Origin of the sequence: Bradyrhizobium erythrophlei, assembly GCF_900129425.1 — a bacterium.
GTDB lineage: Bacteria > Pseudomonadota > Alphaproteobacteria > Rhizobiales > Xanthobacteraceae > Bradyrhizobium > Bradyrhizobium erythrophlei_C.
This window is the reverse complement of record NZ_LT670817.1, coordinates 4,788,108-4,809,203: the sequence shown is the minus strand read 5'-3', so window position 1 is coordinate 4,809,203 and position 21,096 is coordinate 4,788,108. Positions and strand designations below refer to the sequence as shown.

General features: G+C 64.5%; 21 protein-coding genes. 12 read left to right on the top strand and 9 right to left on the bottom strand.

Annotation, left to right across the window (positions count from 1 at the left end):
* A complete protein-coding gene (topA, locus tag B5527_RS22960; protein ID WP_079607441.1) occupies nt 1–2,757 on the bottom strand; it encodes a type I DNA topoisomerase in 2,757 nt (918 codons plus the stop codon).
* 290 nt (nt 2,758–3,047) lie between these two features.
* Nucleotides 3,048–3,512: a winged helix-turn-helix transcriptional regulator gene (locus B5527_RS22955; RefSeq protein WP_079603574.1), complete on the bottom strand. Its 465-nt coding sequence runs from the start codon at nt 3,510–3,512 to the stop codon at nt 3,048–3,050.
* A gap of 102 nt (nt 3,513–3,614) precedes the next feature.
* Here B5527_RS22955 and B5527_RS22950 point away from each other — a divergent pair, with 102 nt between their 5' ends.
* Nucleotides 3,615–4,388, top strand: coding sequence for an SDR family NAD(P)-dependent oxidoreductase (locus B5527_RS22950; protein WP_079603573.1), 774 nt, complete (start codon nt 3,615–3,617; stop codon nt 4,386–4,388).
* A 150-nt stretch (nt 4,389–4,538) separates the two neighbouring features.
* On the opposite strand, the gene B5527_RS22945 is transcribed toward B5527_RS22950, so the two are convergent.
* A complete protein-coding gene (locus tag B5527_RS22945) occupies nt 4,539–5,147 on the bottom strand; it encodes an FMN-dependent NADH-azoreductase (protein WP_079603572.1) in 609 nt (202 codons plus the stop codon).
* Between the two features lie 96 nt (nt 5,148–5,243).
* Between B5527_RS22945 and B5527_RS22940 the strand changes: the two genes are divergently transcribed.
* Nucleotides 5,244–5,645, top strand: a complete 402-nt coding sequence (locus tag B5527_RS22940; RefSeq protein WP_079603571.1) for a winged helix-turn-helix transcriptional regulator — start codon at nt 5,244–5,246, stop codon at nt 5,643–5,645.
* A 233-nt stretch (nt 5,646–5,878) separates the two neighbouring features.
* On the opposite strand, the gene dprA is transcribed toward B5527_RS22940, so the two are convergent.
* A complete protein-coding gene (dprA, locus tag B5527_RS22935) occupies nt 5,879–6,994 on the bottom strand; it encodes a DNA-processing protein DprA (RefSeq protein ID WP_079603570.1) in 1,116 nt (371 codons plus the stop codon).
* A gap of 158 nt (nt 6,995–7,152) precedes the next feature.
* Between dprA and B5527_RS22930 the strand changes: the two genes are divergently transcribed.
* A complete protein-coding gene (locus B5527_RS22930) occupies nt 7,153–8,394 on the top strand; it encodes an amidase (protein WP_079603569.1) in 1,242 nt (413 codons plus the stop codon).
* A 122-nt stretch (nt 8,395–8,516) separates the two neighbouring features.
* On the opposite strand, the gene plsY is transcribed toward B5527_RS22930, so the two are convergent.
* From plsY to B5527_RS22915, 3 genes are read right to left on the bottom strand one after another with little or no spacing between them, the layout of a single operon-like run.
* A complete protein-coding gene (gene plsY / locus B5527_RS22925; protein ID WP_079603568.1) occupies nt 8,517–9,110 on the bottom strand; it encodes a glycerol-3-phosphate 1-O-acyltransferase PlsY in 594 nt (197 codons plus the stop codon).
* 35 nt (nt 9,111–9,145) lie between these two features.
* On the bottom strand, nt 9,146–10,447 hold the full coding sequence (locus tag B5527_RS22920) for a dihydroorotase (protein WP_079603567.1): 1,302 nt from the start codon (nt 10,445–10,447) through the stop codon (nt 9,146–9,148).
* 4 nt (nt 10,448–10,451) lie between these two features.
* Nucleotides 10,452–11,405, bottom strand: a complete 954-nt coding sequence (locus tag B5527_RS22915) for an aspartate carbamoyltransferase catalytic subunit (protein ID WP_079603566.1) — start codon at nt 11,403–11,405, stop codon at nt 10,452–10,454.
* A gap of 264 nt (nt 11,406–11,669) precedes the next feature.
* On the opposite strand from B5527_RS22915, the gene B5527_RS22910 reads away from it, so the two are divergent.
* Together B5527_RS22910 and B5527_RS22905 are read left to right on the top strand one after the other, a co-directional pair.
* Entirely contained in the window at nt 11,670–13,313 is a 1,644-nt protein-coding gene (locus tag B5527_RS22910) for an acyl-CoA dehydrogenase family protein (protein ID WP_079603565.1), read from the top strand.
* Nucleotides 13,314–13,439: 126 nt separating this feature from the next.
* Entirely contained in the window at nt 13,440–14,225 is a 786-nt protein-coding gene (locus B5527_RS22905) for a CPBP family intramembrane glutamic endopeptidase (RefSeq protein ID WP_079603564.1), read from the top strand.
* 170 nt (nt 14,226–14,395) lie between these two features.
* On the opposite strand, the gene ruvX is transcribed toward B5527_RS22905, so the two are convergent.
* Complete coding sequence (gene ruvX, locus B5527_RS22900) at nt 14,396–14,878, bottom strand: Holliday junction resolvase RuvX (RefSeq protein ID WP_079603563.1); 483 nt, start codon at nt 14,876–14,878, stop codon at nt 14,396–14,398.
* A 51-nt stretch (nt 14,879–14,929) separates the two neighbouring features.
* Between ruvX and B5527_RS22895 the strand changes: the two genes are divergently transcribed.
* The 6 genes from B5527_RS22895 to B5527_RS22870 all read left to right on the top strand — a co-directional run bounded on the left by B5527_RS22895 (nt 14,930) and on the right by B5527_RS22870 (nt 18,683).
* The gene (locus B5527_RS22895; protein WP_079603562.1) at nt 14,930–15,154 is read left to right on the top strand and encodes a hypothetical protein; all 225 of its coding nucleotides are present in this window, start codon (nt 14,930–14,932) and stop codon (nt 15,152–15,154) included.
* Between the two features lie 84 nt (nt 15,155–15,238).
* Complete coding sequence (locus tag B5527_RS22890) at nt 15,239–16,318, top strand: NAD(P)H-dependent flavin oxidoreductase (RefSeq protein WP_079607440.1); 1,080 nt, start codon at nt 15,239–15,241, stop codon at nt 16,316–16,318.
* Nucleotides 16,319–16,397: 79 nt separating this feature from the next.
* Complete coding sequence (gene gatC, locus B5527_RS22885) at nt 16,398–16,685, top strand: Asp-tRNA(Asn)/Glu-tRNA(Gln) amidotransferase subunit GatC (RefSeq protein ID WP_079603561.1); 288 nt, start codon at nt 16,398–16,400, stop codon at nt 16,683–16,685.
* 26 nt (nt 16,686–16,711) lie between these two features.
* Nucleotides 16,712–16,924, top strand: a complete 213-nt coding sequence (locus B5527_RS22880; protein ID WP_079603560.1) for a hypothetical protein — start codon at nt 16,712–16,714, stop codon at nt 16,922–16,924.
* Entirely contained in the window at nt 16,921–18,393 is a 1,473-nt protein-coding gene (gene gatA / locus B5527_RS22875) for an Asp-tRNA(Asn)/Glu-tRNA(Gln) amidotransferase subunit GatA (protein WP_079603559.1), read from the top strand. The genes B5527_RS22880 and gatA overlap by 4 nt, the downstream gene beginning before the upstream one ends.
* Nucleotides 18,384–18,683 (top strand): hypothetical protein, encoded by a 300-nt coding sequence (locus tag B5527_RS22870; protein WP_154072453.1) that lies wholly within the window; start codon nt 18,384–18,386, stop codon nt 18,681–18,683. Before gatA ends, B5527_RS22870 begins: the two co-directional genes overlap by 10 nt.
* Before the next feature lie 97 nt (nt 18,684–18,780).
* Here the strand turns inward: B5527_RS22870 and B5527_RS22865 are convergent, their stop codons facing one another.
* Nucleotides 18,781–19,326: a class I SAM-dependent methyltransferase gene (locus B5527_RS22865; RefSeq protein ID WP_197689200.1), complete on the bottom strand. Its 546-nt coding sequence runs from the start codon at nt 19,324–19,326 to the stop codon at nt 18,781–18,783.
* Nucleotides 19,327–19,552: 226 nt separating this feature from the next.
* On the opposite strand from B5527_RS22865, the gene gatB reads away from it, so the two are divergent.
* Complete coding sequence (gene gatB / locus B5527_RS22860) at nt 19,553–21,037, top strand: Asp-tRNA(Asn)/Glu-tRNA(Gln) amidotransferase subunit GatB (RefSeq protein WP_079603558.1); 1,485 nt, start codon at nt 19,553–19,555, stop codon at nt 21,035–21,037.
* Nucleotides 21,038–21,096 lie beyond the last annotated feature (59 nt).

Below are 21,096 nucleotides of genomic sequence, written 5' to 3'. Positions count from 1 at the left end.
CTATCCGCTTGCCTTGCCGGCGCTTTTCTTGGCGACGGGCTTTGCCGCCTTGGAAGGCGAAGTTTTGGCCGTCGGCGTCACCGGCGCGCGCGCCTTGCTGATGGCCTCCGATTTCGGTTTGGCCGCGGATTTCTTGGCCGCTGCCTTCTTGGCGGGTTTGGGGGTCTTGGCGTCCGCATCGGCCTTGGCGGGCTTTGCCGCTTTGGCTGGCTTGGCTTTCTTGGCGCCACGCTTCGGCTTGCCGCCGCCCTTCGCCACGCGCTCGTCGATCAACGCAATGGCTTCCGGCAGCGTAATGGTGTCCTGGGTCTTGTCGCTCGGGATGGTGGCATTGACGCCGCCGGCCGTGACATAGGCGCCGTAGCGTCCGCTCTTGACCGCAACCGCGCCAAGGGTCGGATGATCGCCCAGCGGCTTGCCGGGATCGGCGCCGAAGCGGCGGCCGCTTGGGCCCTTCGCAATCCGTTCGGCGATCAGCGTGACGGCGCGATTCAATCCGATATCGAATACCTCGTCGCCCGCCTCGAGGCTGGCATAGGTCTTTTCGTGGCGCACGAAGGGGCCGAAACGGCCGAGACCCGCGGTGATCGGCTCGCCGGTCTCCGGATGCTTGCCGATTTCGCGCGGCAGCGACAATAGTTTGAGCGCCAACCCGAGGTCGATATCGGCAGGCGACATGTTCTTCGGAATGCCCGCGCGTTTCGGCTTTTCGCCTTCCGCATAATCCTTGGGTTCGCCGAGCTGGATATAGGGACCGAACCGTCCGGCCTTCACCACCACGTCGAGACCGGACACCGGGTCCTTGCCGAGAACGCGGTCGGCGCTGGCTTCGCTGTCGGCGGCGAGCGGACGGGTGTAGCGGCATTCCGGATAGTTGGAGCAGCCGACGAAGGCGCCGAATTTTCCGGCCTTGAGATTCAGCTTGCCGGTGCCGCAGGTCGGACACTGCCGGGGATCGCCGCCGTCCTCGCGCGGCGCATAGATGTGCGGGCCCAGCATGGTGTCGAGCGCATCCAGCACCTGCGTCACCCGCAGATCCTTGATCTCGTTGACGGCGCCAATAAAATCGCCCCAGAAATCCCGCAGCACCTGCTGCCAGGAAATCTCGTTGTTGGAGATGCGGTCGAGCTGGCCTTCCAGATCGGCGGTGAAATCGTATTCGACGTAACGCGCGAAGAAGTTTTCCAGGAACGCGACCACGACGCGGCCCTTGTCTTCGCCATGCAGGCGCTTCTTCTCGAGCTTGACGTAGCCGCGGTCCTTCAGCACCTGCAGGATCGACGCATAGGTCGAGGGACGGCCGATGCCGAGCTCTTCCATGCGCTTGACCAGCGAGGCTTCGGAGAAGCGCGGCGGCGGTTCGGTAAAATGCTGGGTGACGGCGAGATCCTTGCGCTTCAGCGCTTCGCCCTCGCTCATGGCGGGGAGGCGGCGCGAGTCCTCGTCGTCGCCGTCGTCGTCGCGGCCTTCCTGATAGAGCGCGAGGAAGCCGTCGAATTTGATCACCTGGCCGGTGGCGCGCAGTTCCAGCACACGGGAGCCGGCCTTGGCCGCGATATCGACGGTGGTGCGTTCCAGTTCGGCCGATTCCATCTGGCTTGCGATGGTGCGGATCCAGATCAGTTCATAAAGCCGCGCCTGGTCGGTATCGAGACGCCGGCGCATCTCGGACGGTCGGCGCGACAGATCGGTGGGGCGGATCGCCTCGTGCGCTTCCTGCGCGTTCTTGGCCTTGGTCTGATACTGACGCGGCGCTTCCGGCACATAGGCATTGCCGTAGTCCTCGCCGATCACCTTGCGCGCCTGGGTGATCGCCGAATTGTCGATCTGCACGCCGTCGGTACGCATATAGGTGATGAGGCCGGTGGTCTCGCCGCCGATGTCGATGCCTTCATAGAGCCGCTGCGCGATCCGCATGGTGTGCGCGGGCGCAAAGCCCATTTTTCGGCTGGCTTCCTGCTGCAGTGTCGAGGTGGTGAACGGCGCCTGCGGATTGCGGCGCGCCGGCTTTGCCTCGACCGTGGAAACCGTGAAATTGGCCGACTCGATCGCCTTCTTGAAATCTTCCGCTTCGGCGCCGGTGCCGATGTCGAGCCGCTGGATCTTCTTGCCGTCGGCGCCGACCAGTCGCGCCTCGAACGCGTCGCCGCGCGGCGTCGTCAAGGTCGCCACCAGCGACCAGTATTCGCGGGGCACGAATTTCTCGATTTCGAGTTCGCGGTCGCAGACCAGCCGCAGCGCCACCGACTGCACCCGGCCCGCCGAGCGCGCGCCCGGCAGTTTGCGCCACAAAACCGGCGAGAGCGTGAAGCCGACCAGATAGTCCAGCGCGCGGCGCGCCATATAGGCGTCGACCAGCGCGCCATCGATCTGGCGCGGATGCTTCATCGCGTCCGTCACCGCCTGCTTGGTGATGGCGTTGAACACCACGCGTTCGATCTTGTGGTCCTTGATCGCGCGCTTTTCCTTCAGCACCTCCAGCACGTGCCATGAAATCGCTTCGCCCTCGCGATCGGGGTCGGTTGCGAGGATCAGCCGGTCGGCGCCCTTGAGCGCCTTGGCAATGTCGTTGAGCCGGCCGGCCGCCTTGGGGTCGACTTCCCAGATCATCTGGAAATTGGCGTCCGGATCGACCGATCCGTTCTTGGCCGGGAGATCGCGGACATGGCCAAACGAGGCCAGAACCTCGTAGGAGCCCCCCAAATACTTATTGATCGTCTTGGCCTTCGCCGGCGACTCGACAATGACGATATTCATGTCATTCCAATGGCTTACGGGAAAAATAAAGGCCGGTTCCGCGAGATTCGCGTCGGCCGTTTCGCAGCGAACATGGGTGGTGGGGAGGTCCCTGTCAAATCGACAGATGTTGAAGGGGGCCGGCAAGGCCACGGCTTAGTGTCTCAAAAGTTGTAAAATTCCCTCCATAGTTGTCGTCTCGACAAGGGCATCTTCGAGAATACGCGGGCTGGATGTAATTCGTGCAAGAGCGGCAGGGGAACCGGCGTTCCGTGAACCGATGATCCCATCAGGCGGAGACGCGCCCGGGTTTAGCCTTGGTATTTAGTCTTGGGATTCGGCCGCAGCACGGTATCGCCATCGCCGAGCAGCCGGCCGTCGCGGGCGCGTAGTTCGAGCTTGCGCACCGGCCTTCCTTTGCCGCGATCGACCAGCAGGGTCGCGAAGCCGCCCGGCTGATCCGAAAACTCCTCGCTCCACTGTCGCAGCGCGACCAGCACCGGAAACACCCCGCGGCCCTTCGGCGTCAGCACATATTCCTGATAGGCGCTGCCGTCGGAGGCGGGCACGGTCTTCAGGATCCCGTGCTCGACCAGGGCGCGCAGCCGAACCGTCAGGATGTTCTTCGCGCATCCCAGGCTTTTCTGGAATTCGCTGAAGCGGCGGATCCCCAGGAAGGCGTCGCGGATGATCAGCAGCGACCACCAGTCGCCGAGTGCGTCGAGCGATCGCGCGACCGGGCATTCGGCTTTTTCGAAACTTGTCCGTTTCACCATGGCATCAACGAGCCCTGATCACAGCGTTGTGTAGTTGCATTATGAAACCAAGCCCCCTAGCTGGCAACGTAGTTTAATAATGCAACCACTGGAGGGATTATCATGAGGCTTGCAAACAAGACAGCGTTGATTACAGGCGGCAACAGCGGCATCGGGCTTGCGACCGCGCGGCTGTTCGTGGCCGAGGGCGCGAAGGTCACCGTCACCGGGCGGAATCAGGCGACGCTGGTGGCCGCGGCAAAGGAACTGGGACCGAATGCGCTGGCGATCGTGGCCGACGCGACCGACATCGCGGCGACGGAGAGGGCGGTCGAAAGGGCAGTCGAAAAATTCGGCAAGCTCGATATTGTTTTTGCCAATGCGGGCATTCCCGGCAGCACGCCGCTCGGCGGCACCTCGCTCGAGGCATTTGAATCGGTGATCCGAACCAATATCACGGCGGTGTTCTTTACCGTGCAGGCGGCCGTGCCGCATCTCAACGATGGCGCATCCATCATATTGAACGGCTCGGTGATTTCCGTGCTCGGCAATCCCGGCTACGCCGCCTATGCGGCGAGCAAGGCCGGGGTGCGGGCGATGGCGCGGGTGATGGCCTCCGAGCTTTCGCCGAGGAGAGTCAGGGTCAATGTGGTATCGCCCGGCGCCGCGCGCACGCCGATCTGGAACGGTGCGGCTCCCACGCCGGAAGCATACGCTGCCCTCGATAACCGAATCTCCCGCAGCATCCCGCTGGGGCGACTCGGCGAAGCCGACGAAATTGCAAGGACGGTATTGTTCCTCGCCTCCGACGATGCGTCGAACGTTCAGGCTGCGGAAATCTTTGTCGACGGCGGCTCGACGGGGTCGCCGGCAGGTGCGCCGATCTATCGCGGATAAATCCGAGTTCCATCAAACCTTACGAATCCGGACAGCGCGATCCCGAAAGATGGGCAATTCAGTTGCGCTGTCCCTTCGAGCGCGTCTCACATTCACGACACCAGCCCGCCGCCGCGGTTTCGCGACGGCGGGCAGCGTCAGTCCCTGTTCTTAAGCCGCGTGCAAATTGGTTGCGGCTTGCAGGGCGCCGGCCAGCGCCTTCTCGCGATATTCCGGTCCGATCTGGACGCCATCGGCGGAAATAAATTCGGGGTTGGCGACGCCGATGAAGCCGAACACCCAGCGCAAATAGGTTTCCAGATGTTCGCCGACCGCAGCCGGCGTCCCGGCGCCGTAGAACCCGCCACGCGAGATCGCGATGATGACGCGCTTGTTGCCCGCCAGTCCTTCCGCGCCCTGCGCGCCATATTTGAAGGTCTTGCCCGCGACCACGATGCGGTCGATCCAGGCCTTGAGCTGGCTCGGGATGGTGAAATTATACATGGGCGCGCCGAGCACCACGATGTCGGAGGCAAGGAACTCGTCCAGCACGGCTTGGCCGGCGGCGAGATCCGGCTGCAGCGCGGCCTCGGGCACAGCGCCTTGGCCGGCGGCGAGATGCGAGCCGGAGAGATGCGCCAGCGGCGTCGAACTCAGGTCACGGTAGACGATGTCGAGGTCCGGCGTGGCCTGGCGCAGACGATCGACGATGGCGGCGGAAACCTGGCGGCTGACGGAGTGCGGGCCCAGCACGCTGGAATCGATATGCAGAAGTTTCATGGTGATCACCCTTGGTATAAGTTTGTAACTGGGGCTATATGAGTGACTGTCCGCAAACCCCGCAAGAACGCACATTTTTGAAACCCGAGCACACCGTTGAAACCCGAGCACACCGATGTGACTGTCCTGGAGCCCTACGCACACGAGAACAGCGATTGCCGCGGCGTCGCCTCGATCCTGGCCCGGGTCGGTGACAAATGGAGCGTGTTCATCATCATGCTGCTGGGTGCCGGCCCGCGGCGCTTCAACGAGATCAAGCGCATGGTCGGCGGCATCTCGCAGCGGATGCTGACGCTGACGCTGCGCGGCCTCGAACGCGACGGCCTGGTGACGCGAACCGTATTCCCGACCATTCCGCCGCGGGTCGACTACGAGCTGACCGATCTCGGACGCGGGCTGTGGCAGCCGGTGGAAGCGCTGGGCATGTGGGCGAGGGATCATCAGACCGAAATCGAGGACGCCCGCGCGCGGTTCGACCGGCGCAACGAGGCGGATTGAGCGGGCGATTGGATGGAGTTGTGCGTGCGGCATCCTCGGCGCCCACCTCTCCCTTCGGGAGAGGTCGGATCGGACGGGTGATGCGAAGCATCATCCGGGGCGATCCGGGTGAGGGGTTACGGAGTAACGATGGACCCTAACCCCTCACCCGGCGCTGCGCGCCGACCTCTCCCAGTGGGAGAGGTGGCAGCGAGCATGCAGCGTGCGCTGGTGCTGAATTCGTGGATCAAGCCTTAGATCAGCGACACCAGCCCGCCGCCGTGGCGTTCTAATCTCCCGGCCAATTCGAGTTCGAGCAGCACGGTGCGCACGATCGCGGGTGAGGTGCTGGCCATCCGGATCAGATCGTCGAGCAGAACAGGGCTTGGCCCGAGCAGGTCGACGATGCGCGCGCGATCGCTCGCCTCGGGTTCACTGGCGATGGGCTCGTCGTCAGGCTCGCTCAAGCCGATCGGCCGCCCCATGATCGGCTCGACGGCGTCGATGACGTCGGAGGCCTCCGTGGTCAGCGTCGCGCCCTGCTTGATCAGGTCGTTGGTGCCGGCGGCGCGGGGATCCAGCGGCGAGCCCGGCACCGCGAACACCTCGCGGCCTTGTTCGGCGGCAATCCGCGCGGTGATCAGCGAGCCCGAGCGATGCGCGGCCTCGACCACCACGACGCCGAGCGCCACGCCCGAGATCAGCCGGTTGCGCCGCGGAAAATCGCGGGCGCGGGGCACGTGCCCGAGCGGCATTTCGGAAATCGCAGCACCGCCGGATTCGATCATCGCCGCCAGCAAATCTTCGTGCTCGGGCGGATAGATCCTGTTGTGACCGCCGGCCAGCACCGCCACGGTGCCGCTTTCAAGGCTGGCGCGATGCGCCGCCTGATCGATGCCGCGCGCGAGACCCGAGGCAATCACAAAACCGGCCTCGCCGAGATCGCGTGAAAGCGCACTTGCGAATTTAAGCCCGGCGCCGGAAGCGTTGCGCGAGCCGACGACCGCGATCATCGGCCGCATCAGCACCTCCTGCGCGCCGCGCACGCCGAGCAAAGGCGGCGCATCGTCGAGCGCGGCCAGCCGCGGCGGATAGCGGGCTTCGCCCGGTGCGACCAGCGTGACGCCGATCCGTTGGCTGGCGGCGAGTTCGGCCGTCGCATCCTGCTCGCTGCAGATCCGCCCCGGACGATCAGCACCGCCGCGCCGCGCCAGATCGGGCAGCCGCTCCAAGGCAGAGCGCGCGCTGCCGAAATGATTGAGGAGGGAACGGAAGGTATGGGGCCCGACGCGGTCGGACCGGATCAGCCGCAGCCAGTCGATCCGCTGCGCGTCGGTCAGGTGTGTCGTACCGGGCGTTTGAGTGTCCATGCGGCCCCCGGCGCGCAGAATGGATCAACCTGAAGGAGTGGGGAAGGGGGTATTCCCGTCATTCCTGATTGGCGCGTCAGGGAATGAGGGGGAGGGCGCTTGCCCCATGACATCCCGGTCCGTAAAAGCGGTCCGGTCTTTCGCAGGAGAAAACGCCAATGCTATCGCTCGTCGAACTCCAGCGCCGGATCGAGCAGGGCGATCTTTCGGCCGATGCGGCGCTCGTCCGGTCGTATGAGGCGATCGACGCACTCGACAAAATTATCGGCGCCTTTGTCTGTCGTGCCGAGAAGGTGCGCGCGACGAGCGCAGGGCCGCTGCGCGGCATCGCCGTCGGCATCAAGGACATCATCGATACATCGGATCTTCCGACCGAAATGGGTTCGAAGATCTATCGGGACTGGCGGCCGCGCGCGGATGCGCCTGTGGTGATGATGCTCAGGCAGGCGGGTGCGACGGTCGTCGGCAAGACCACGACGACGGCGTTTGCATCGCGCGATCCGACCGCGACGCTCAATCCGCACCATCACGATCGTACCCCGGGCGGATCGTCCTCGGGCTCCGCGGCGGCAGTCGCGGCCGGAATGATTCCGCTGGCGCTGGGAACGCAGACCGGGGGCTCGGTGATCCGGCCGGCGTCGTTCTGCGGCGTCGCCGCCATAAAACCGTCGTTCGGGCTGCTGCCGACGGTCGGCGTGAAGTGTTATTCGTGGACGCTGGATACCGTTGGCCTGTTCGCGGCCGGGGTCGAAGACCTCGCGCACGGCCTTTCGGCCATGACCAACCGGCCCGAACTGCTGCCAGGCGCCGCAATCGAGAGGCCGCGTATCGGGATTGTGACGCAGGATTTCGCCGGCGCGCCGGACACAGCGAGCGCAGCGGCGCTGCGGATCGCGGCTGACGCGGCTGAGCGCGCCGGCGCTTCCGTTCGCCCGCTCGACTTGCCCGATCCCGTCGCGGAGGCGTGGCAGATCCACGAGACCGTGCAGGAATTCGAAGCGCATCGGGCGTTGGCCTGGGAATACCTGACGCGGTATGACGCCATGCCGCCGCTGCTGCGCGCCAAACTCGACGAAACCAGGGGCATAACGCCCGCCGATTACGACAAGGCGCGCGGAATTGCGAACCGGGGCCGCAAGGCATTGGCGGGGATCTTCGATGACGTTGATGTCCTGCTGACGTTCTCCGCGCCGGGCGCCGCCCCGAAGGGACTCGACTGGACCGGCGATCCCCGTTTCAACCGGCTCTGGACGCTGATGGGCGTCCCCTGCGTCAACATTCCCGCCACCTTCACTGACGGTGGATTGCCTGTGGGCGTGCAGGTGATCGCGGGATTTGGTGACGACGCTGGAGCGCTTAAGGCTGCACGTTTCGTTGAAGAAGCGTTGGCGAGGTTATGAGAAAACTACTCGTCATGGCCGGGCTCGTCCCGGCCATCCACGTCTTTACCTCACAACCGCATAAGAGAAGACGTGGATGCCCGGCACAAGGCCGGGCATGACGGACGATGGTGGTGCCCCTCTTACTTCTCCCCGATCCGTCCCTCTTGGCCCGCCTGCAGCCGCGCGATGTTTTCACGGTGCATGTAGAACAACAGCAGGGTCAGCACGGCGAACAGCGAGGCCAGCGCGGGCTGGCCGAACCACCACAGGAAGATCGGCGTGACGAAGCTCGCGACCAGCGCTGACAGCGAGGAGTAGCGCGAGGTCGCGGCGGTGGCGAGCCACAGCACGCAAAACACCACCGCGGCCGGCCAGAACAACCCGATCAGCACGCCGATATAGACCGCGACACCCTTGCCGCCCCTGAAATTGAGCCAGACCGGGAAGAGGTGGCCGAGAAAGGCACCGAGCGCCGCCAGCATCGCGGCGTTGGGTCCGCCAAAATAGCCTGCGATGATGACCGCGACCGTGCCCTTGAGCATGTCGCAGATCAGCGTCGCCGCGGCGAGGTCCTTGCGGCCGGTGCGCAGCACGTTGGTGGTGCCGATATTGCCGGAGCCGATCGAGCGAAGATCCGGCGTGCCCGCAAGCCTGGTCAAGACCAGCCCGAACGGTATCGAGCCGAGCAGATAGCCGAGCACGAACGCCACCGGCAGCAAAGCTTCATGCGCCATCGCCGTTCCTCCCTCTGCGGGTTATGCCGCACGCATTATACGTGTTCATAGACCGTCCGTCCGCCGACGATGGTGCGTAGCACGCGGCCCGAGAAACGCGCTTCGTCGAACGGCGTATTCTTGCACTGCGATTTGAGATCGGCGGGATCGAGCACCCAGGGGATGTCGGCGTCGATCACGATGACATCGGCCGGGGAGCCCGCGCGCAATGTTCCGCCCGGCAAGCCCATGAGCTCGGCCGGACGCGTCGACATGGCGCGGATCAGCGTGCTGAAATCCATCTCGCCATTGTGGATCAGCCGCAGCGCCGCCGGCAGCATGGTTTCGAGGCCGATCGCGCCGGAGGCTGCCTCCGCAAATGGCAGCCGCTTGACCTCGACGTCCTGCGGATTGTGATCGGACATGATGACGTCGATCAGCCCGGAGGCGACGGCGGCGACCAGCGCCAGCCGGTCATCCTCGGTGCGCAGCGGCGGCGACAGCTTTAGGAAAGTCCGGTACGGGCCGATGTCGTTTTCGTTCAGCGTCACATGATTGATCGAGACCGAGGCGCTGACCGGCAGCCCCGCGTCGCGGGCGCGCTTGAGGATTTCCAGCGAATCGATGCAGCTCAGGGAGGCCGCGTGATAGCGCCCGCCGGTCAGCGCGACCAACCGCACGTCGCGCTCCAGCATCACGGCTTCGGCGGCGTTGGGAATGCCGGCCAGTCCCAGCCGTGCGGCGAACTCGCCTTCGTTCATGACGCCTTCGCCGACCAGATGGGGGTCTTCGGTGTGGTGCACGATCAGCGCGTCGAAATCCCTGGCATAGCTCAGCGTCCGCCGCATCACCTGCGCATTGGTGACGCTACGGTCGCCGTCGGTGAACGCCACCGCGCCCGCGGCCTTCAACAGGCCGATCTCGGTCATCTCCTCGCCGCCCATGCCTTTTGTCAGCGCCGCCATCGGATGGATGTTGACGATCGCGGTGTCGCGGGCGCGGCGCAGGACAAAATCCACCGTCGCCGAATTGTCGATCACGGGCGAGGTGTCGGGCTGGCAGATGATGGTGGTGATGCCGCCTGTCGCTGCCGCCTGGCTGGCGGAGGCAAAGGTTTCGCGGTGGCTGGCGCCGGGCTCGCCCACAAAGGCGCGCATGTCGATCAGCCCGGGGGCCACGATCTTGCCGGCGCAGTTGACGATGTCGGTGCCTTCGGGCACCCCGGCGGCCCCGATGCCGCGCCTGGACTCGCGGATCACCCCATCGGCGATCAGGACGTCGCCGATCCCGTCGAAATCGCGCGAGGGATCAATCAGGCGGGCGTTGGCAAGCAGGATCGGGCGGCGGTCGGTCAGCATGATCTCACGCGTTCGGCAGGTTGCGGGCCAGCGCCTCGAGCACCGCCATTCGCACCGCCACTCCCATTTCGACCTGCTCGCGGATGAGCGATTGCGCCCCATCCGCCACGATGGAGTCGATTTCGACACCGCGATTCATCGGGCCCGGGTGCATCACCAGCGCATCCGGTTTGGCGTAGGCGAGCTTCTTCTGGTCGAGGCCGAAGTAATGAAAGTACTCCTGGCTCGAGGGCACGAACGAGCCGTTCATGCGCTCGCGCTGCAGCCGCAGCATCATCACGATGTCGGCGCCATTGAGGCCTTCGCGCATGTCGCGGGCGACCTCGACGCCCATCCGCTCGATGCCGCGCGGCAGCAGCGTGGAGGGCGCGACCACGCGCACCCGGGCGCCCATGATGTTGAGCAGCAGGATATTGGAGCGCGCCACCCGCGAATGCATCACGTCGCCGCAGATCGCAACGGTGAGGCCCTCGAGCCGGCCCTTGTTGCGGCGGATGGTGAGCGCATCGAGCAGGGCTTGCGTCGGATGTTCATGGGCGCCGTCGCCGGCGTTGATGACGGAACCGTCGACCTTGCGCGCGAGTAGCTCCACCGCGCCGGAAGCATGGTGCCGCACCACCATGATGTCCGGGTGCATGGCGTTCAGCGTCACCGCGGTGTCCATCAGCGTCTCGCCCTTGCGAATTGAGGACGAGGACACGGACATGTTCATGACGTCGGCGCCCAGCCGCTTGCCGGCCAGTTCGAACGAGGATTGGGTGCGGGTCGAGGCCTCGAAGAACAGGTTGATCTGGGTTCGGCCGCGCAGTGAGGTGCGCTTCTTGTCGACCTGGCGGTTGAGCTCGACATATTCCTCGGAAAGGTCGAGCAGGCCGGTGATGTCGTCAGCGGAAAGCCCCTCGATACCCAGCAGATGCCGGTGACCGAGGACGAAGGTCGATTTCGATGCAGGGGTCATTAAAACGAGAGCTATAGGCAGAGATGCAAGGCGGGGCAAGGGCGAATAAAGCAGGCGCGAGTTATCCCCCGGGATGTCCCATTTTCGTCCTGCCCGCCTGATGCCGGGTATCGACGTCGCTTCTTGTTAACCGTAGGCAACAAGACGTCGAGGGCCAGAGCAACTGCGGCCATGACGACGTGGCATAGGCTTTCGTCACGTCAGTTTGCGTGAAATTGGACTTGTTCCGGCGTAAGCTTGCTCCCGAATATCCGAGGAACGGCCATGACCCCGCCTTCAGTCGGCACCCACGAAGTGCTCAATCAGTCCCCGCCGTTCGAAGACATCGATCTGTTTGCGGTTGATCGGCCGCTTGCGGACGCGGTGGCGGCCAATGGCGGCGCGTCGGCGCAACGGGAACTGGCCGAGTTCGGGCAGCACTGGGGTTCGGCTGCGATGGCCGAGCGGGGCCGCGTCGCCAACGAGAACACGCCAAAGCTGCGGACGTTCGATTCACGCGGCAACCGGCGCGACGAAGTCGAGTTTCACCCCGCCTATCACGAGTTGATGGCGCGCAGCGCCCACGCCGGAGTGCACAATTCGACCTGGAACGCGGAAGGCCGGCCGGCCGGCGGCGCCGCCGAAGTCGTGCGCGCGGCGAAATTCTATATGGCCGCCCAGGTCGAGACCGGGCATTTGTGTCCGGTCACCATGACCCGGGCGTCGGTGGCGGCGTTGGCGGCGCAGCCGGACCTGCTGGCCAAGGCGATGCTCGTGATCGCCACCCGCGCCTATGATCCCGCCTTCGCGCCATGGTGGACCAAGCGCGGCATGACCTTGGGCATGGGCATGACCGAGAAGCAGGGGGGCACCGACGTGCGCACCAACCAGACCCGCGCGATACGCGACGGCGACGCCTATCGCATCACCGGGCACAAATGGTTCATGTCGGCGCCGATGTGCGACGCCTTCCTGGTCCTGGCGCAGGCCGATGAAGGCCTGAGCTGTTTTTTCATGCCGCGCTTCAAGCCCGACGGATCGGTCAACGCGATCCAGTTCCAGCGCCTGAAGGACAAGCTCGGCAACCGCTCCAACGCCTCGTCGGAGGTTGAATTTGTCGGTGCCTATGCGGAGCGGGTCGGCGACGAGGGCAAGGGCATCCGCACCATCATCCAGATGGTGCAGCTGACCCGGCAGGATTGCGCGATCGCCTCCGCCGGCCTGATGCGCTCCGGGCTCGCGCATGCGCTGCACCATGCCAGACATCGCAGCGTGTTCCAGAAGCATCTCGCCGATCAGCCGCTGATGCAGGCGGTGCTGTCGGACATGGCGCTGCATGTCGAGGCCTCCATCGCGCTGGTGATGCGGCTGTGCCGCTCGTTCGACCGCGCGCCTGATGATGCGAGCGAGGCCGCCTATATGCGGCTGCTCACTCCCGCCATCAAATACTGGGTTTGCAAAAGCGCGCCGGGATTTCTCTACGAGGCGATGGAGTGCCTCGGCGGCAACGGCTATGTCGAGGAAGGTATTCTGGCGCGGCATTACCGGGAATCCCCGGTCAATGCGATCTGGGAAGGCTCGGGCAATGTGATGTGCCTGGACGTGCTGCGGGCGCTGTCGCGCGAGGCGGAAGCGGCAGCAGGGGTTTTGCAGAGTCTCGCCGTGGAAACAAAAGGCCTCTCGGGCGCCGGCGACGCGGTAACGTTCATCGCCAAGGCGTTCCGCAGGCCGGACGGCGAGCGCGTGGCGCGGCTGGCGGTCGAGAAGCTGGCGCTGCTCGCAGCCGCGGCTGCGCTCAACAAGGTATCGCCACATCACGCCGAATTGTTCACAAGAACGCGGCTTGCCCAGACTCACGCCAGCATGTACGGCGCCGTCGACCTCGCCGGCGCTGATATCAAGGCTTTGCTGGAGCGGGCGCTGCCGTGATGGTGACCAAGGCGTCATTGCCGGGCCTGACCCGGCAATCCATCCCGTCAGGAGAATTTTGTGAAGAGCGATGGATGCCCGGATCAGGTCCGGGCATGACGACAACTGGAACCTGAAAGCCGATTGATGGATTCTCTCGAAAGTCCCGCAGGTCCCGCTGCGCCGCCTCCGGTAATCGCTACCCAACGTCCGCCCCGCATCTGGAAATTCTGGGGCACCGCGCTGTGGGGCCTGTTCATCTTCGCCGCGATGTTTGCGGGACAGATCGTTGTGGTGGCCTGGTTCGTGTTGCGGCAGGGTGGGCCGATCGATATGGCCGCCGCGATCCATGTCGTCGGCGCCGGATTGACGATTTCCTTGTCCGTGATCACGGGTCTGCCGGCGGTATTGGCCGCGCTGTGGGTCGCGATCCGCGTTTCCCGCACGCCGTTTGCCGATTACCTGGCGCTGCGCTGGACCTCGTGGACCAACCTCCTGATCGGCGTTGTCGCGCTGTTCGTTCTGGTCATGGGATGGGACCTGGTGTCGCGCATGACCGGGCGCGAGGTGACCCCCGGATTCATGGGAGACGTGCTGCAATCGGCGCGCACCGACGGCGCGCTAGGGCTGCTGGTGTTCGCCTTCTGCGTCGCCGCGCCGGTGTCGGAGGAATTGTTCGCGCGCGGCTTTCTCTACCGTGGCTGGTCGGAGTCGTTTCTCGGGCCCGTTGGCGCCATCCTGCTGTCGTCGCTGGTTTGGACCGCGCTGCATCTGCAGTATGACTGGTTCTTTTTCGGCGAGGTGTTCTCGATCGGCTTGCTGCTCGGCTATCTCCGCTATCGCAGCAACTCGACCTGGCTGACGATCATCCTGCATGGGCTCAATAATTTCGCCGCAGTGGTGCAGACCATACTCCTCACGGGGACGAACTGACGGAGCCAGGCCGCGAGCTCTATTTACCTCTCCCATTGGGAGAGGTCGGCGCGCAGCGCCGGGTGAGGGGTTATGGACTAACGATAGACCGTAACCCCTCACCCGAATTTCTCGCGATGCTCGAAATTCGACCTCTCCCAAAGGGAGAGGTGAACCGAGCCCTTGGTGCGTCAACGCGTCTCCCGCAGCTTCGAGAGCCGATCCAGCGCGCCCTGCAGGATGAAGATCGCGGCGTGTTCGTCGATCACCTCGGCGCGGCGGGCGCGGCTCATGTCCATGCCGATCAATTCGCGCTCGACTGCGACGGTGGAGAGCCGCTCGTCCCACAGCGCAATGGCAAGACCGGTGAGTTTCGCAAAGTTGCGGGCGAAGGCGCGGGTAGACTGCGCACGCGGCCCCTCGCTGGCGTCCATGTTGATGGGCAGGCCGAGCACGAAGCCGACGGCGTTGCGTTCGCCGGCAATGGCGAGGAGGCGCGCCGCATCCGCCTTGAAGGCCGTGCGCTGGAGCGTCTCGACACCGGTCGCGAGCCTGCGATCGGGGTCGGACACCGCGACCCCGATGGTCTTGGTGCCCAGATCGAGCCCGACCAGCGCGCCGCGTTCAGGCCAGTGCGCGACGGCGTCGATCAGCGGTAAGATGAGAGCGGGCATGGCGTTCGCATATCACGCGGACTGCAATGCGTGCAAAGCGGAAGGGTAACGATGGACCGGTTGACCTTATTTGGTTTGTTTGCGGTGTCGGCGATGCTGCTGAGCTACGCGCTGGAGGATCGCAGCCATTGGTTCATCCTCGCCTTCGCGACGGCCTGCGCGCTGGGCTCGGTTTACGGATTTTTGCAGGGCGCCTGGCCATTCGGGCTGGTCGAGGCCATTTGGGCCCTGGTGGCGCTGCGGCGCTGGATTGTCAGACAGCGGCGCATTGCATAGCTCTCTACTGTCATGGGTGCTAACCTTTCCAAAGCCCCGGCAACGATGCCCGCGGATCCCCTTTTTCAGCTGAAGGAGCAGACCATGTGGCCGGACCGTCGACTCCTTGCACTTTTCAAGACCGAGTTTCCGATCGTGCTGGCGCCGATGGCCGGCGCCATGGACGCGGATCTCGTGATCGCGGCGGCGCAGGGTGGCGCGCTGGGCTCGCTGCCGTGCGCCATGCTGTCGGCGGAGAAGGCGCGCGACCAGGTCAATATCATCCGTCAGCGCGTATCGGCGCCGATCAGCATGAACTTCTTCTGCCACGAGCCCGCCGACGCCGATCCCAGCCGTGAGGCGGGATGGAAGCAGCGGCTTGCGCCCTATTATAGGGAACTGGGGCTGGATGCGGCGGCGCCGGTCAACGCCGCCAGCCGCGCACCGTTCGATGCCGCGATGTGCGAACTCATCGAGGAATTGAAGCCCGAAGTCGTCAGCTTCCATTTCGGCCTGCCGGACCGAGCGCTGCTGAGGCGCGTCAAAGCCGCCGGCTGCGTCGTGATCTCGTCGGCAACCATCGTGAAGGAGGCAATCTGGCTCGAGGAAAACGGCGCCGATGCCATCATCGCCCAGGGCGCCGAAGCCGGCGGCCATCGCGGCATGTTCCTGACCGAAAATATCGCGGAGCAGCCGGGCACCTTCGCGCTGGTGCCGCAGGTGGTCGATGCGGTGAAGGTGCCCGTGATCGCGGCGGGCGGCATCGCCGACGGGCGTGGTATCGCGGCGGCGTTCGCGCTGGGCGCGGCCGGCGTGCAGATCGGCAGCGCCTATCTGCGCTGCCCGGAATCCACGGTGACCCAGCCGGTGCGGGTCGCGCTGGCCCAGGCGCTGGACGATTCCACCGTGATCACCAACGTCATGACCGGGCGTCCGGCGCGCGGGGTGGCCAATCGCGTGATGCGCGAGGTCGGCCCGATTTCGCCTCACGCGCCGGCGTTTCCCCATGCCGCGACCGGCCTGGCGCCCCTGAAGGCGGCGGCGGAAAAGCTCGGCAAGACCGATTTCACCAATCTTTGGGCTGGGCAGGCGATACGGCTCGGCCGCGAGATGCCGGCCGCCGAACTGACCCGGGCGCTGGCAGGCGCGGCGCTGGCGCAGCTGAGCCATCTCGCAGGCAGCTAAGGCCCCTTCGCGCGGTTGCAGCGCGAAAGGCCCGTCTGCTATACGGCGGGCTGAATTTGCCGCCGCAGAGGCCTATATTATGTCCGTCGACGCCGCCACCGTTCGCCGCATCGCGCAACTCGCGCGGATCGCGGTCACCGAGACCGAGGTTCCGCATCTGCAGGACGAGTTGAACGCGATGCTGGCTTTCGTCGAGCAACTGTCGGAAGTGAATGTCGATGGCGTCGAACCGATGACCTCGGTGATGCCGCTGGAAATGAAGAAGCGTCCCGACGTGGTCACGGACGGCGAGATCGCGGAGGACATCGTCAGAAATGCGCCGGCCAGCGAGGATCATTTCTTTCTGGTGCCCAAGGTCGTCGAGTAAATTCTTTTATCGAGACGGGAAATCCGATGTGTCTGCTCTGCGACGATGAAAAGGCCTATGCGGCCTATATGGACTATCTCGATGCGATGGAGCGGCAGGGCAAGGCTGCCGATCCCGACAAGGCGGTCGACGCGGTGCTCGATGCACTCGAGGCGATCGACAAGGCAAAGGTTGCGCGCGACGACCCGGCCAACGACAAGACGCTGTCTCCGTTCTTCTGCAGCCCGGTTGATAAATGACCGATTTGACATCGCTGACGCTCGCCGAGGCCAGAAGTGGTCTCGCGAATAAATCCTTTACTTCGCTTGAACTGACCGACGCGCACCTCAAGGCGATCGAGGAAGCCCGCGCGCTCAACGCCTTTGTTATGGAGACGCCGGATCAGGCCCGCGCCATGGCGCGCGAGGCCGATGCGAAGCTTGTGAAGGGCGAGGGCGGTCCGCTCAGCGGTATCCCGCTCGGGATCAAGGATCTGTTCGCCACCAGGGACGTCCGCACTACCGCGTGCTCGAAAATCCTCGGCAATTTTGTGCCGACCTACGAGTCCACGATCACCTCGCAGCTCTGGCGCGACGGCGCCGTCATGCTCGGCAAGCTCAACAATGACGAGTTCGCGATGGGATCGTCGAACGAGACGTCGTGCTTCGGTCCGGTGGTCAATCCGTGGCGGCGCGAGGGCGCCAATACCACGCTGGTGCCCGGCGGCTCATCCGGCGGCTCGGCGTCGGCGGTGGCGGCGCTGTTGTGCATGGGGGCGACCGCGACCGACACCGGCGGCTCGATCCGCCAGCCGGCGGCGTTCACCGGCACGGTCGGCGTCAAGCCGACCTATGGGCGCTGCTCGCGCTGGGGCATCGTCGCCTTCGCATCTTCGCTCGACCAGGCCGGGCCGATCGCGCGCACCGTGCGGGATGCGGCGATTCTGATGCGCTCGATGGCCGGCCACGACCCCAAGGATACCACGTCGGTCGATCGCGAGGTGCCGGATTACGAGGCTTCGATTGGAAAATCCGTCAAGGGCATGAAGATCGGCATACCCCGGGAGTATCGCCTCGACGGCATGCCCGCGGAAATCGAAAAGCTCTGGACCGAAGGCGCGGCCTGGCTGAAAGCAGCCGGCGCGGAACTGGTGGAGGTGTCGCTGCCGCACACCAAATACGCGCTGCCGGCGTACTACATCGTCGCGCCCGCGGAGGCTTCCTCGAATCTCGCCCGTTACGACGGCGTGCGGTACGGCCTGCGCGTGCCCGGCCGCTCGATCGGCGAGATGTATGAAAACACCCGCGCCGACGGTTTTGGCGCCGAGGTCCGCCGCCGCGTCATGATCGGCACCTACGTGCTCTCGGCCGGCTATTACGACGCGTATTATCTTCGCGCCCAGAAAGTCCGGACCCTGATCAAGAGGGACTTCGAGGACTGCTTTGCCAAAGGCGTGCATGCGATCCTGACACCGGCGACGCCATCGGCGGCGTTCGGCATCGGCGAGAAGGGCGCCGACCCCGTCGAGATGTATCTCAACGACATCTTCACGGTGACGGTAAACATGGCGGGTCTGCCCGGCATCGCCGTTCCCGCCGGCACGGACGTGCAAGGCTTGCCGCTCGGCCTGCAGCTGATCGGCCGTCCGTTCGACGAGGAGACACTGTTCTCGCTCGGCGAGGTGGTCGAACAGGCGGCGGGACGGTTCACGCCGGCGAGGTGGTGGTGAGCTTGGCGGAGTTCAAAGCGAGCTTGGCGGGTGCCGCCCCCGCGCCCGATCTCGACGCGCCGCTGGCCGCCTTGTGGTGGGCCGCCAAAGGCGGGTGGGACGAGGCACACAAACTGGTTCAGGACGAAGACACCGCCGAGTCAGCGTGGGTCCATGCCTATCTGCATCGCGTCGAGGGCGACCTCGGCAACGCCGGCTATTGGTACCGCAGGGCCGGCAAACCGGTTGCGGCCGGTGCTCTCGAAACCGAATGGCAGGGCATCGCGTCCGCGCTGCTCGGCAGTGCATGAGTCCCAGCCGCAAATCGACTTCCGATCAAGTCGCCGCGAGGCCGTTCGCAGGGCAGTCCCAAACGTCGGCAAGTCGTCGATCCCTGATATCGAACAACTAAACGGGTTTGCGAGCAATCATATTGAGACTTATCGGCGTGTCGCTGAAACGCAATTCGCTGGTGTCTTGGAATACGCCGAACTTTTCGACACGCTCGATCTCGCGGAATCCGGCGTCATGAAGCAGGGTTCCGAGCATGGTCATATCCAGGCCCGTATAGTGGATGTCATACGGTGTCGTTCGGCCACCAAACATCATCCGCATGATATGAAAGCGCCCCTGAGGCGTGATGTTGGGGTGGACGTATATCTTGCATAAGGTTTCAAGGTCGGGGACCGAGGCCCTCAGCCTGCCGCCCGGCTTGAGGACACGGTAAATGCCTTGAAGGGCGCCTTGAAGCTCCCCATTATAGCCGAGATGCTCGAACACATGCGAGGCATAGACCTCGCCGCAACTCTCGTCGTTCAGAAACGTCAGATCAGTGCAATTTCCGACGTAATCAACGATCGGTCCCGGAATGGCATCCAGTATCTTCCATCCCTCGCGCTGTTCCCAACCGCCAATATGAAGCTTGATTCCGTCCGCGGGTGGTTCGCACATCATTGTCCCGTCGCTCCCGCTTGCCGCGCAACATCAGAAAAGGGCCGCTGCAAATTTTGCGGCGACCACTAAGACTATCCATCCGACGACTTGATCTCCATCTATCCATAGTCTCGACGGGTTGTCGCGGCAATGTTATATACCGAGCGTCCGGCGAGAGAAAAATCCAGCTATTTCAAGGCCTTTCGCCGTGAATCCATGTTCCATGACACCTTGACCCGAGCCGCCCATGAACGTTGCAGTCAAACCATCGAAGCTGATCAAGGGCGCCACCGGCGACTGGGAAATGGTGATCGGGCTGGAAGTCCATGCCCAGGTCACCTCGAACTCAAAACTGTTTTCCGGGGCCTCGACGGAATTCGGCGGCGCACCCAACAGCCATGTCTCGCTGGTCGATGCGGCGATGCCGGGCATGCTGCCTGTCATCAACGAATTCTGCGTCGCGCAAGCGGTGCGCACCGGGCTCGGCCTCAATGCGCAGATCAATCTGCGCTCGGTGTTCGACCGCAAGAACTATTTCTATCCGGACCTGCCGCAGGGCTACCAGATCAGCCAGTACAAGTCGCCGATCGTGGGCGAGGGTGAGGTGGTGGTCGAGCTGGCGGACGGCGAAACGGCCACCGTGGGCATCGAGCGGCTGCATCTGGAACAGGACGCCGGCAAGTCGCTGCACGATCGGAGTTCGACCCTGTCATATGTCGACCTCAACCGGTCCGGCGTGGCCTTGATGGAGATCGTCTCCAAGCCCGACATCCGCTCGTCCGAGCAGGCGAAGGCCTATGTGACCAAGTTGCGCTCGATCCTGCGCTATCTCGGCACCTGCGACGGCGACATGGAGAAGGGATCCCTGCGCGCCGACGTCAACGTGTCCGTGCGCAAGCCGGGCGGACCGCTCGGCACCCGCTGCGAGATCAAGAACATGAACTCGATCGCCTTCATCGGGCAGGCGATCGAATACGAGGCGAGGCGCCAGATCGAGATCATCGAGGACGGCGGCGCCATCGACCAGGAAACCCGGTTGTTCGATCCGAACAAGGGCGAGACGCGTTCGATGCGCTCGAAGGAAGAGGCGCACGACTACCGCTATTTCCCGGATCCCGACCTGCTGCCGCTCGAGTTCAGCGAAGCCTATGTCGCCGATCTCAGGGCCAATCTGCCGGAATTGCCGGACCAGAAGAAGGCGCGCTTCATCGCCGACTTCGGCCTGTCGCCTTACGACGCCAGCGTGCTGGTCGCTGAACGCGAGAGCGCGGACTTCTTTGAAGCCGTGCTTGCCGGACTTGCCGACAAGGCCCGCGACGGCAAGCTCGCCGCCAACTGGGTGATCAACGAATTGTTCGGCCGGCTCAACAAGGAGGGCCGGGATATTTCGGGTTCGCCGGTGTCGGCCGGACAGCTCGGCAGCATCGTCGAGCTGATCGGCGAGGGCACAATCTCGGGCAAAATTGCAAAAGACCTGTTCGAGATCGTCTGGCAGGAGGGCGGCGATCCCCGCGCGCTGGTCGAATCGCGCGGCATGAAGCAGGTCACCGATCTCGGCGCGATCGAGAGGGTGGTCGACGACATCATGTCAGCCAATCCCGACAAGGTCGCCCAGGCGAAAGCCAAGCCGGCGATGATTGGCTGGTTCGTCGGCCAGGTGATGAAGTCATCCGGCGGCAAGGCCAACCCGCAGGTCGTGAACGATCTGCTGAAGTCCAAACTCGGCATCTGACGGGTGCGTGAGGTGACGCCGGCGTCATGGCCGGCGCCTCGCTGAACTCGTACGCAAGC

Bases quoted from the DNA above. Each gene is read 5' to 3' on its own strand.
- topA (WP_079607441.1), bottom strand. From the start codon at position 2,757: ATGAATATCGTCATTGTCGAGTCGCCGGCGAAGGCCAAGACGATCAAT.
- B5527_RS22955 (WP_079603574.1), bottom strand. From the start codon at position 3,512: ATGGTGAAACGGACAAGTTTCGAAAAAGCCGAATGCCCGGTCGCGCGA.
- B5527_RS22950 (WP_079603573.1), top strand. From the start codon at position 3,615: ATGAGGCTTGCAAACAAGACAGCGTTGATTACAGGCGGCAACAGCGGC.
- B5527_RS22945 (WP_079603572.1), bottom strand. From the start codon at position 5,147: ATGAAACTTCTGCATATCGATTCCAGCGTGCTGGGCCCGCACTCCGTC.
- dprA (WP_079603570.1), bottom strand. From the start codon at position 6,994: ATGGACACTCAAACGCCCGGTACGACACACCTGACCGACGCGCAGCGG.
- B5527_RS22930 (WP_079603569.1), top strand. From the start codon at position 7,153: ATGCTATCGCTCGTCGAACTCCAGCGCCGGATCGAGCAGGGCGATCTT.
- plsY (WP_079603568.1), bottom strand. From the start codon at position 9,110: ATGGCGCATGAAGCTTTGCTGCCGGTGGCGTTCGTGCTCGGCTATCTG.
- B5527_RS22920 (WP_079603567.1), bottom strand. From the start codon at position 10,447: ATGCTGACCGACCGCCGCCCGATCCTGCTTGCCAACGCCCGCCTGATT.
- B5527_RS22915 (WP_079603566.1), bottom strand. From the start codon at position 11,405: ATGACCCCTGCATCGAAATCGACCTTCGTCCTCGGTCACCGGCATCTG.
- B5527_RS22910 (WP_079603565.1), top strand. From the start codon at position 11,670: ATGACCCCGCCTTCAGTCGGCACCCACGAAGTGCTCAATCAGTCCCCG.
- B5527_RS22905 (WP_079603564.1), top strand. From the start codon at position 13,440: ATGGATTCTCTCGAAAGTCCCGCAGGTCCCGCTGCGCCGCCTCCGGTA.
- ruvX (WP_079603563.1), bottom strand. From the start codon at position 14,878: ATGCCCGCTCTCATCTTACCGCTGATCGACGCCGTCGCGCACTGGCCT.
- B5527_RS22895 (WP_079603562.1), top strand. From the start codon at position 14,930: ATGGACCGGTTGACCTTATTTGGTTTGTTTGCGGTGTCGGCGATGCTG.
- B5527_RS22890 (WP_079607440.1), top strand. From the start codon at position 15,239: ATGTGGCCGGACCGTCGACTCCTTGCACTTTTCAAGACCGAGTTTCCG.
- gatC (WP_079603561.1), top strand. From the start codon at position 16,398: ATGTCCGTCGACGCCGCCACCGTTCGCCGCATCGCGCAACTCGCGCGG.
- B5527_RS22880 (WP_079603560.1), top strand. From the start codon at position 16,712: ATGTGTCTGCTCTGCGACGATGAAAAGGCCTATGCGGCCTATATGGAC.
- gatA (WP_079603559.1), top strand. From the start codon at position 16,921: ATGACCGATTTGACATCGCTGACGCTCGCCGAGGCCAGAAGTGGTCTC.
- B5527_RS22865 (WP_197689200.1), bottom strand. From the start codon at position 19,326: ATGATGTGCGAACCACCCGCGGACGGAATCAAGCTTCATATTGGCGGT.
- gatB (WP_079603558.1), top strand. From the start codon at position 19,553: ATGAACGTTGCAGTCAAACCATCGAAGCTGATCAAGGGCGCCACCGGC.